At 71.8% G+C, this 10,055-nt stretch carries 8 protein-coding genes and 1 pseudogene; 4 read left to right on the top strand and 5 right to left on the bottom strand.

The window, feature by feature from the left end:
- The 3 genes and pseudogenes from ABZ260_RS38135 to ABZ260_RS38125 all read right to left on the bottom strand — a co-directional run.
- A pseudogene (locus ABZ260_RS38135) lies at positions 1-186 on the bottom strand (hypothetical protein); the annotation flags it as partial.
- A 341-nt stretch (positions 187-527) separates the two neighbouring features.
- Positions 528-1,166 (bottom strand): SGNH/GDSL hydrolase family protein, encoded by a 639-nt coding sequence (locus ABZ260_RS38130; RefSeq protein ID WP_355627203.1) that lies wholly within the window; start codon positions 1,164-1,166, stop codon positions 528-530.
- 250 nt (positions 1,167-1,416) lie between these two features.
- A complete protein-coding gene (locus ABZ260_RS38125) occupies positions 1,417-2,445 on the bottom strand; it encodes a neutral zinc metallopeptidase (protein ID WP_355627202.1) in 1,029 nt (342 codons plus the stop codon).
- 134 nt (positions 2,446-2,579) lie between these two features.
- Here ABZ260_RS38125 and ABZ260_RS38120 point away from each other — a divergent pair, with 134 nt between their 5' ends.
- Positions 2,580-4,247, top strand: coding sequence for a DUF2207 domain-containing protein (locus ABZ260_RS38120; protein WP_355627200.1), 1,668 nt, complete (start codon positions 2,580-2,582; stop codon positions 4,245-4,247).
- 37 nt (positions 4,248-4,284) lie between these two features.
- Here the strand turns inward: ABZ260_RS38120 and ABZ260_RS38115 are convergent, their stop codons facing one another.
- Positions 4,285-5,226 carry an asparaginase gene (locus ABZ260_RS38115; RefSeq protein WP_355627198.1) on the bottom strand — a complete coding sequence of 314 codons (942 nt, stop codon included), beginning with the start codon at positions 5,224-5,226 and terminating at the stop codon, positions 4,285-4,287.
- 58 nt (positions 5,227-5,284) lie between these two features.
- Between ABZ260_RS38115 and dtd the strand changes: the two genes are divergently transcribed.
- Positions 5,285-5,710, top strand: coding sequence for a D-aminoacyl-tRNA deacylase (gene dtd / locus ABZ260_RS38110; protein ID WP_350911198.1), 426 nt, complete (start codon positions 5,285-5,287; stop codon positions 5,708-5,710).
- Positions 5,711-5,835: 125 nt separating this feature from the next.
- Here the strand turns inward: dtd and ABZ260_RS38105 are convergent, their stop codons facing one another.
- On the bottom strand, positions 5,836-6,819 hold the full coding sequence (locus tag ABZ260_RS38105; RefSeq protein WP_350911196.1) for a glycine cleavage T C-terminal barrel domain-containing protein: 984 nt from the start codon (positions 6,817-6,819) through the stop codon (positions 5,836-5,838).
- A 284-nt stretch (positions 6,820-7,103) separates the two neighbouring features.
- On the opposite strand from ABZ260_RS38105, the gene ABZ260_RS38100 reads away from it, so the two are divergent.
- Positions 7,104-8,939: an RNA ligase family protein gene (locus ABZ260_RS38100; protein WP_355627195.1), complete on the top strand. Its 1,836-nt coding sequence runs from the start codon at positions 7,104-7,106 to the stop codon at positions 8,937-8,939.
- 2 nt (positions 8,940-8,941) lie between these two features.
- A partial coding sequence (locus ABZ260_RS38095) for an RNA repair domain-containing protein (RefSeq protein WP_355627194.1) occupies positions 8,942-10,055 on the top strand: 1,114 nt, incomplete at its 3' end.

Here is a 10,055-nt window from a genome sequence, read left to right as displayed (position 1 = left end):
GCCGCCGCCGCGGCAGCCGCAGCCGCGCCCGCAGCCACCGCCCCAGGTCGGGAAGGCCGCGGCGGTGACCGTGGTGGTGGTCGCGCCGGCGCTCGTTGCGGTGGTCGCCGCACCCATACCGACAGCCCCACCGGTCAGCGCTGCACTGATCGCGAGCCCTGCGATAACACTCTTGGACTTGGGCATTGTGTTTCCCCTCGAAAGGTTCAGTTACCCTAATTTCCGGCATTTCCTAGATCGGCCGAAAATCGCCTGAGATGACCAGATATGAGCCATCCCTGATTGTCATAGTTTCCTGCCATGTATGCCCACAAACAACGATTCAAGGCTTTTGCACTATTCTTGTCTAGTTATGGCGGACATTAAACTATTATGAGTCGCTTTGGGATGGAATGTCCTTTATGCACCCCGAGGAGCCGCAATCCACGAGGACCAGGCGAGCCACCGAACCCGCGGCTCCCGGTCCCGCCGCCGTGAACGGACGGACCGCTTTTCGTACCGTCGGCCAGTGCAGCGGGCGGTACGGGTCAGAGAGGACGGGCATCGATGCCGTACTCGTGCAGCCTGGCGACCATCCAGCGGGAGAGACGCAGATGGCCCACGAGGGTGGGATGGACGCCGTCGGGCAGCACCGCCCCTCTGCCCCAGCCCCGGCCGTGTGGGCCGAGCGGTTCGAACGGATCGAGGAAGGGCACCTCCAGCCGGTCGGCCGCGGTCGAGACGGCCTCCCTCACCCGGTAGGCCCATCGGGGAGCCCTCGTCATCCAGATCGGGCCGACCAGCACGATCCTGGTGTGCGGCCACTGCCGCCTGACCAGCTCCAGCAGGCGGACCACCGCTCCCTCGATCCTGGCGGCCCCGATCCGGCGGTCGTTACGCCCGCCGGAGACGATCAGCAGGTCGGGCTCCGGACGCCAGGAGAGCTCCTTGACGAAGGACTGTTGGAAGGTCCGGCCCACCCTGCCCGGGTTGACGAAGCCCGTTCCCGCGGCGCCCGCGGTGATCAGCTGCCAGCCCAGCTGCCGGGCGACATGTGCCGCGTAGCCGTCCCATCCCTGTACCGGCCCCGACCCGACCGTGAAACTGTCACCGATGATCATGACGAGTGGCGCCTGGCTCGGGGGTGACGGGGTGGCCGAGGCGGGGAGTTCGGCACCCAGCGTCACCGGTACGGCCGTACCGCCCTCAGGGACACATCCCGAAATAAGACAGGAAATCGCTACAACAAGCGCGACCGCGAACGCCCACGGTCGTCTACGTGCGGGCGTGCGCATGCCACCTCGGGGGACGTCGGACTGCCGACAAGATTGTAGATGTCCGCCGGTAGCCGGACCCGGAAAGCGGAAAAGCCGGACCCGGTGGCATCACGGGGCCCGGAAGCCTTTCCGAGCGGCCTGCCCGTTCGGCGGGAGCGGGTCAGCTGACCTGGGAGGGAGGGACGACCCAGGTGTTGCAGTAGGCGATCCGGGCGTACTTCCAGCCCTGGTGGAGCCAGGCGGCGTAGTGCTCGCCGTTGCCGTGGTCGCGCCGGGGGTTGCCGTTCCGGTCGTCGCCGCGCTCGTAGTCCGTCCGCAGCACCTGCTGCCAGCGGGCGCCGGTGATACCCAGCGGGACCCGCACGGTTCGGGCGAAGGCCCCGGCGAGACACTGCGCCTGAAGCTCGTGGCGACGGGAGTGCGCGTCCTGTGCCTCGCGGGACCTGGTGGAGACCTCCCACCACCAGGCTCCGCCGATGCCCGCCATGGACTGCACGTGGTGGGCGTACTCATGGGCGAGCACGGTCAGGTAGGGCACATGGTTCTGGGCGGGGTCGGCCTGGCCGCTCTGCTGGATCACATGACTCAGGCCGATGTACATGCCCCGGTTGGCCGGGCAGTAGTAGGCGGAGGCGTCGGGGTTGGGATAGACCCCGCAGGGCCCGCGTCCCGCACGGGACCAGTAGACCTTGCTCGGCAGCAGGAAGACCGCTCCGGCCTGGGAGAACTTCGCGCTCCACGCCCGGTCCAGACAGCCGGTGACGGCGTTGAGGTAGGCGAGCATGTCGCCGGGGTCGGTCGAGGGCCGAGGAGCGCGGCAGGAGGTGGGGCGCATCAGGCCGGTGCCGTACAGCGGGTTGCGCTTGAGCCGGGCCGCGGTGTCGGAACGGCGCATGTAGCGGAGGTCGACGGCCATGCTCCGCTCCGCGGCGGCCGGCACGATCTCGGTGTCCCCCAGCGAGCCGAGGTTCAGCTTCCGCGGCGGGGTGAAGGCCGGCGGAGTGATCTCGACCTCGCCGGTCTGCGTGGGGACGGCCTTCCTGGTCGCCACCGGGGCCGTCCCGGGACCGGCCGGACTCTCGGCCTCCTCGCCACCGGCCAGGCCGGCGATCACCACGACCCCGGCGAACGCCAGGGCGAGAATACCCAGAACGCCAAAGGCCAGCGGGTTCGACCTTCGTGGGCGCATGCGACCGCCTCTCCAAAGAGTGGATCTTCGGGCGGCAATCTAGCGGATACACACACATATGGGTTTACGGGCGTGCAGAAATGGACATGGGGCCGATCATCACGGCTCGGTGCTTCTCGATAGGCTCCCGACCCATGGCGGCATCTTTCTCGCACCGAGCAGCCGGAAGCCTGGCCGCGACGACCATCCTCGCGTTGCTGGTCAGCGCCTCCCCTGCCCTCGCGACCGTTTCCGCGTCCCCCCAGGCCACTCAGGACGGCAAGGTGACGAGCACGACGGTCCAGATGGAGCTCCGGCAGGACGGGGTGCTTCATGTCAAGGAAGAGGTCACCTTCGAGGGCGACGCACCGTCGCGCGACCTCGTCGACCGGACCCGCTACGACAATCGCAGCGACCGGCTCTACCAGGTCACCGATCTGAAGGGCGACGCCACTCTGACCGGCGGCACCATCACCCTGAAGGGCACGGGCAGCGCCGTCCTGGAGTACGACGTCAGGGGCACCATCACTCCGCTCACCGACGCCCAGGAACTGCGCTGGTACGCCGTGGGCGGCTGGTCCGTCCCGGTCGAGCAGGCCAGGGTCACCGTGAGCGGCCCGGCCGCGCTGCAGCACCTGTCGTGCTTCGCCGGCCCCCTGACCTCGGCGATCGCCTGTACCGAGGCATCCATGGACCACACGGGCGTCGCCGCCGAGTTCGGGCAGCAGGGCCTGGACGCCGGCGAGGTGCTCACCGTGGTCATCGGCTACCCCGCCGCCGCCACCAAGGGCGCGCCGATCCTGGCGCGCCGCTTCGAGCTGTCCAACGCCTTCACCCTCAACACCGTGACCGGCGGCGCGCTGGCCGCCCTGCTCCTCCTGATGCTCGGTGGCCTCGCCCTCCTCTACTGGACGCGAGGCCGGGACGCCCGCGTGGTCGGCCACGAGTCGGGCTCGCTCAGCGGCGTCGAGAACGGCCACTTCGCCCCGCCGGACGGCGTCCGCCCCGGTCAGATCGGCACCCTCATGGACGAGCAGGCCGACGTGATCGACGTGACCGCCACGATCGTCGACCTGGCCGTCCGGGGCTACCTCAGGATCGACGAGCAGCCCCGGCAGACGTACGAGACACCAGACTGGAGGCTCGTACGGCTGCCCACCGCCCAGGTCTCCTCACTGATGGCCTACGAGCTGGAGCTCTACGACGCCATCTTCGACGGCCGCGACACGGTGCTGCTCTCGGAACTCCGGGGATCGTTCGGCGCCAAGCTCGGCAAGGTCCGCGAGGCGCTCTACCGCGACGTGGTCAAGCAGGGCTGGTTCGCCCGCCGCCCCGACACCGTCCGCACCCGCTGGACGACCCTCGGCGTGCTCCTCACCGTGCTCGGCGTCCTCACCACCTTCGCGCTGGCCTGGCTCACCACGTACGGACTGCTCGGCCTGGCCCTGATCATCGCCGGTGCCGCCCTGGCGGTGGGCGGCCAGTACATGCCGGCCAAGACCGCCAAGGGAGCGGGAGCGCTCGCCCACACCCTGGGGTTCAAGGAGTACCTGTCCGGCGGTGACATCACCGATGACGTGCCGACGGCCCAGCGGGTGGAGCTGTTCTCCCGCTACCTGCCCTACGCCGTGATCTTCGACAGCGTCGACCGCTGGGCCCGCGTGGTCTCCTCGGTCACCGGCAACGGTCAGCAGGCCGACAACCTGTACTGGTACCACGGCCCGGCCGAGTGGGACCTGTCCAGGTTCGCCGACTCGATGCGGACCTTCACCATGACCACCTCCGGCGCGATCTCCACCACCCGCCAGTTCCGCTCCCTTTGACCTCGCCGGCGGGGCACCGGGAGACCTGTGCCGATCACTACCGCACGCGGATCTCCCCCACCGGACGCCCGCCGCCGAGCAGCACCCCGGTGGCCAGCTCGTCGAGCTCGGGGCCCTCGAAGCCGAGCGCCCGCAGGGCCGCGACGGTGACCGGAACCCGGGCGCGCTGGCCACCATCCTCGATCTTGACGGTCCCCGAACGCCCGTCGCCGAAGGCGAAGGCGTCAAACGCCTCCGCACCGATCTTGACCATCAGCCCGGGAATCGCCCGCATCAGCCGGGCCTCGGGGCGGGTGGTGCCCGACGTCCATTCGGGGTGGGCCCGGAAGGCATCCGCGATCCGGCGCTCCGGAGTGCCCGGCTCGGCCAGGACCAGTGCGCGGAACGCCCGGGTCACGCCCAGCATCGAGACGAAGAACAGCGGGGCGCCGCAGCCGTCCACCCCGCCGGCCGCGACACGCTCGCCGGTCAGCTCCTCGACCACGGCGCGGATCGCCCGCTGCAGCGGATGGGCCTGGTCGAGGTAGGTCTCCACCGGCCAGTCATTGACCACGCAGGTGGCGAGCATCGCCGCGTGCTTGCCTGAGCAGTTCATGTAGACCCTGGCCCGGCCCCCTCCGGAACGCAGCACCTCCTCCCGGGAGGCGGCGTGCTCGGGCAGGTCCTCCGGGCAGCCCAGCGCGCTCTCGGCCAGCCCGGCCCCGGCCAGGATCTCGCGTACCCCGTCCACGTGGAACGGCTCACCCGCGTGGCTCGCGCACGCCAGCGCGAGCAACTCCCCCTCCAGGAGGAGCCCGGCGCGGACCATGGCGAGCGCCTGTAGGGGCTTCACCGACGAGCGCGGCGAGGCCGGCGCGTCCACCGCCCCGTGCACCCTCACCAGGGAGCCGTCGGCGGCGACGGCGAGCATCCGCGCCCGATGGGTGGACTCCACGAACCCCGAGCGGACGACCTCGACGAACAATGACTCAGCAGACACCTTTGTCTCCTTTCGCCCAGAGTCTAGGGAGGTCGGGAGGCACGGGATGATGGGAGGCATGCGTGCGGTCGTGCAGCGGGTGAGTTCCGCGTCAGTGGTGGTGGACGGCGTGACGGTCGGGGCGATCGACGAGCCGGGACTGCTGGTCCTGGTCGGCGTGACCCATACCGACACCCCCGAACAGGCGGCCAGGCTCGCCGCCAAGCTCTGGGGCCTGCGGATCCTCTCCGGCGAGAAGTCCTGCTCCGACATCGGCGCGCCCCTGCTGGTGGTCAGCCAGTTCACCCTGTACGGCGACACCCGCAAGGGGCGCCGCCCCACCTGGCAGGCCGCCGCGCCGGGTCCGGTCGCCGAACCGCTGGTCGAGACGGTCTGCGCCGAACTGCGCGGGCTGGGCGCCCACGTGGAGACGGGGGTCTTCGGCGCCGACATGAAGGTCGGGTTGACCAACGACGGCCCGATCACCCTGATCCTGGACGTCTGAGCCCCGGGATCGGGACTTTCCCGGTAAGCCGATCTCTCCGGGGCTCGGTGCCCCGAAGAGATCGCCCGAGAGGTGGCCCGGAGAGATGGCCCGACCACGCCGATCCCGGATCGGAAGCGGTGCCGTCAGCGGATGCGGCGGCGCAGGGCGGGGTCGATCTGGACGTTGCGCCCGGCGTCCGGCGGCACGATGACCTCCTGGGACGCGGCCACCCCGCCGGCCTCCAGCGTGGCGTCCACCGGCACCGTCCGCTTGACCACGGCCAGCGCGATCGGGCCCAGCTCGTGGTGGCGCGCGGCACTGCCGACGGAGCCGACCTCCGCGCCGTCGTACGTCACGGGGGCACCGTGCTTCGGCAGGGTGTCGACGCTGCCGTCCAGGTGCAGGAAGACCAGGCGGCGCGGGGGGTGGCCCAGGTTGTGGACGCGGGCCACGGTCTCCTGGCCCTTGTAACAGCCCTTGCTGAGGTGCAGGGCCGTGCCGATCCAGCCCACCTCGTGCGGGATCGTCTTGTGGTCGGTCTCGAAACCCAGCCGGGGGCGGTGCTCCTCGATCCGCAACGCCTCGTACGCCCAGAGCCCGGCGAGCCTCAGCCCGAGCCCCGCCGCCAGCTCCTCTCGGGGGAGCAGGATGTCGCGCCCCACGGCGACGGCCCCCGCCGGCAGGTCGGGCCGCGCCGGTCCGGCCACGGAGACCACGGCGTAGCGATCCGTCACGTCGGTGACCTCGACCCTCAGCATGAACCGCATCTTGTCGAGGAACGCGGCCAGCTCCGCGCCGGTGCCCGGCTCGACATGCGCCCAGACGGCCGCACCGTCATCGACGAGGACGAGGTGGTGCTCCACCCTGCCCTGGGCGTCCAGCAGCAGCGTCTCGGTGGGCCGACCAGGTTCAAGGTCGTCGAGTTTCTGCGAGCTGAGGCTGTTGAGCCAGCTCAGACGATCGGGCCCGGAGATCCGGATGACCTCGCGGTTGCTCCGGTCGACCATCGCCTCTCCGGCGAGCAGCGCGCGCTGCTCGGCGAACGGGTCACCGTAGTGTCCGGCGACATCGGCGTCGGGGGTGTCGGCCGCGACCGCGCCGGGAGTGTCCAGCAGAGGGCTTCGCATGTACACAGCCTACGAGGCCGCACCAGGCAGGGCGGCGGCGGCTCCGCCACGCTCCCGGGACGGGTTCCGGAGGCACCCGCGGAATTCGGAGGCGCCCGCGGATCGCGGCGGCTCAGGGGCGGAGCGCCTCCGGAGGATCAACGGGTGCGCGCGTCCCCCGGCGGTGCGGCCGACCCGCGCCGGCCGTCACGATCCGGGCGCGGGCCACGCCTTTATCCTGTGGATCCGCCCCTCCCTCTCCCCTTACAGTCGCCGGAGCGCGACGTCGTCATCGGGAGCGGATCATGCGAGTGCACTACCCCCGCACCCCTCACCTGCCCTGGTCTCCCGGGGCCACCTCGGACGACGTACGCGCCGACGGCCTGTCAGGGCTGGCCGGCCGGGAGGTCGTCGTCACCGAGAAGCTCGACGGGGAGAACACCACCGTGTACCCCGACGGGGTGCACGCCCGTTCGCTGGATTCGGCGCACCATCCGTCCCGCGCGTGGGTCAAGGCCCTGCACGGCAGGATCGCCCGGTTCCTCCCACCGGGCCGGCGGGTATGCGGCGAGAACCTCTACGCCCGGCACTCGATCGAGTACCGGGACCTGGAGAGCTGGTTCTACGCCTTCTCCATCTGGGACGGTGACCACTGCCTCGACTGGGACAGGACGGTGCGCCTGACCCGGCGGCTGGGGATCCCGGTTCCGCCGGTGCTGTGGCGCGGCACCTTCGACGAGCGGGCACTGCGGGCCCTGCGCCTGGACACGGCGCGGCGGGAAGGGTACGTCGTACGAACGGCCGCCGGATTCCACCGGGAGGAGTTCGCCCACCACATCGCCAAATGGGTGCGTCCACGGCATGTCCGGACGACCGAGCACTGGATGCTCGCGCCTGTCGTCGAGAACGGCCTGGGACCGGCCGCCGCGCTGTGGGAGGTGCGTTCGGGAGCCGATCCGGACGTGCCGGCGCTCATCGCGGCGACGGGGATGACGGCCGGTGACCCGGCGGGGCCGGGGGCGGGCTCCCCGGAAGCGGCGCGACGGCCGACCACGGCGACCGGTGACCCGGCGGGGCCGGCGATCCCGGCGGCCGCCGCCGAGCGCGTCGAGGCGGCCGTGGCCGACGTCTCCGCCAGGCTCGACCTGCTCGGCCGGACTGGGGACGCCCGGCTGGCGGGCGTCCTGGCCACCCTGTTCCACGGCACCCGCCGGGCCTGGCTGGCGTCCGCCCTGGTGGCGCCCCTCGGCATGCCCCTGGCCCGGCGGGTCGCCGACCTGGCCGAGCTGAGCACCCGCCTGCACCGACCCTTCCCCGACGAGGAGCGCAGGACCGGTCTGGTACGGCTGACGGCCGCGGCCGACCTGGGAGTCCTGCACGCGGTCGCCGCCGCGGCCCTGACCGGGCGCGCCGACGGTGACGCCGCCGACGCGCGCGAGCAGGTCGGCTGGTCCGAGCTGCACGCCGACGAGGCCGGGCTGCTCGGCGAGGCGCCGCTGGAGCCGCTGCGCCTGGGTCTGCGCCAGGCGCTCGACGGATGTGATCCCGACGTGGCGGACCGGTGCTGGGCCGAGACACGGGAGTCCTACGCGCTGGGCCGGATCGCCACGGCCGAGGAGGGCCTGGCGGTGAGCGGGCGCTGGCGGTCCGGCCGGTTTCCCCGGCTCGTCGTCATGGTCGGCCCGTCGGGCAGCGGGAAGAGCACGTTCGCCCGCGGCCTCCCGGACGCCGGGGCCGTCGTCGCGCTCGACGACCTGCGCCAGGCCCGGGGGTCCCGGTCCGACCAGCGGGCCAACCCGGCGATCCTCCGCGAGGGCCTGCACCGGCTCGACGCGCTCCTGGCCGGCGGCGGAACCGTGGTGTGGGACGCCACGGCCCTGAACCGGCACCAGCGCTCCCTGGTGCACACCGTGGCCCGCGGGCGCGACGCGCTGACGACGCAGGCGGTCATGCTGGTCCCCGGCGACGTGCTGGCCCGGCGTAACGTGGGCCGTGCGCACCCGGTGCCGCCGGAGGTGCTCTCCGCCCAGCTTCGCCGCTTCTCCCCGCCCTATCCGGGAGAGGCGCACCGCACGTGGTACATCGGGCCGGAGGGGAACGTCCTCGACGTCGCCGGAGCCCTCGACAGCGATGAGGAATGATCATGCGGACGAGTGAGGAGATCTTCCACCGGATCCGCTGGGATCCGCGGTTCGACCCGGCGCGGTTCGTCCTGGGCATCAACGTGCGCGGGGCCTCGCCCAAGCGCGTGCCACTGCCCGCGTTCGTACCGGGAGGCGACATCCCCTGGCACCGGATCCTGTTCGTCGAGGCCGACGGCGAGACGGTCTGGGACCGGTCGGCGGGCCTGGACCGCATCGACTCGTCGCAGGCCGGCCGGGTACGGGATCCGCGCAGGCTCCGGGCACCGTTCTTCGCGGCCAGGACGCCGTTCGCGTGGGATCCGGTCGCGGGCTGGTGTCCCGCGCCCCCCGTACCGGCCGGGGCCGCGTCCACGACGGCACACCTGCGCGTGCTGACCTGGAACACCCTGTGGGACCGCTACGACAGCGACCGGCTGGACACCGCGCGGCGCCGGCCGCTGCTGCTGGAGGAGCTGGAGCGGGCCGACGCGGACGTCATCGCGCTGCAGGAGGTCGAGGCCGAGCTGCTCGGCATGCTGCTGCGGACCCCGTGGATCCGCTCCGGTTACACGCTGAGTACCGACCCGGCCGGCCAGGACGTCGACGACGCCGGGCTCCTCCTGCTGACCCGCCTGCCCGTTCGAGAGGCGGGCCTGCACGTCCTCGGCCCGCACAAGGCCGTCGCGGCCGTCACGGTGGAGTCCGCCGCCGGGCCGGTCGTGGTGGCCGCCACGCACCTGACCAGCGACCACACCGACAACGGCCCCGCCCGGCGCGAGGCCGAGCTCGCCCGGCTCGCCGAGGTGCTGCTCGGCGTGGACGGGGATGTGATCCTTTTGGGCGATCTCAACGACGGCGGGAGCCGGCCCGCCGAGGTGCTGGGCCTGCGAGACGCCTGGACCGAGGCCCACGGCCCCGATGATGCGACCGCCACCTTCGATCCGCGGGTCAATCCGCTGGCGGCCCTCTCCTCGCTCTCCGGCCGCGCCTCCCGGCTCGACCGGGTCCTGCTGCGCGGCCACGACCTGCGCGTCACGACCGCGGCCGTACGGGGTGACGTTCCGACGCGACCCTGCTCCTGCCCCCGGCGATCCCCAGGCTCCTCAGGGTGGTTCCGAGGTTCTTCAGCAGCGC

Source organism: Streptosporangium sp. NPDC006013, assembly GCF_040614275.1.
In the GTDB taxonomy this organism is placed as follows: Bacteria; Actinomycetota; Actinomycetes; order Streptosporangiales; family Streptosporangiaceae; genus Streptosporangium.
The sequence above is the reverse complement of the archived record's forward strand: the minus strand, read 5'-3'. Positions and strand labels throughout refer to the sequence as shown.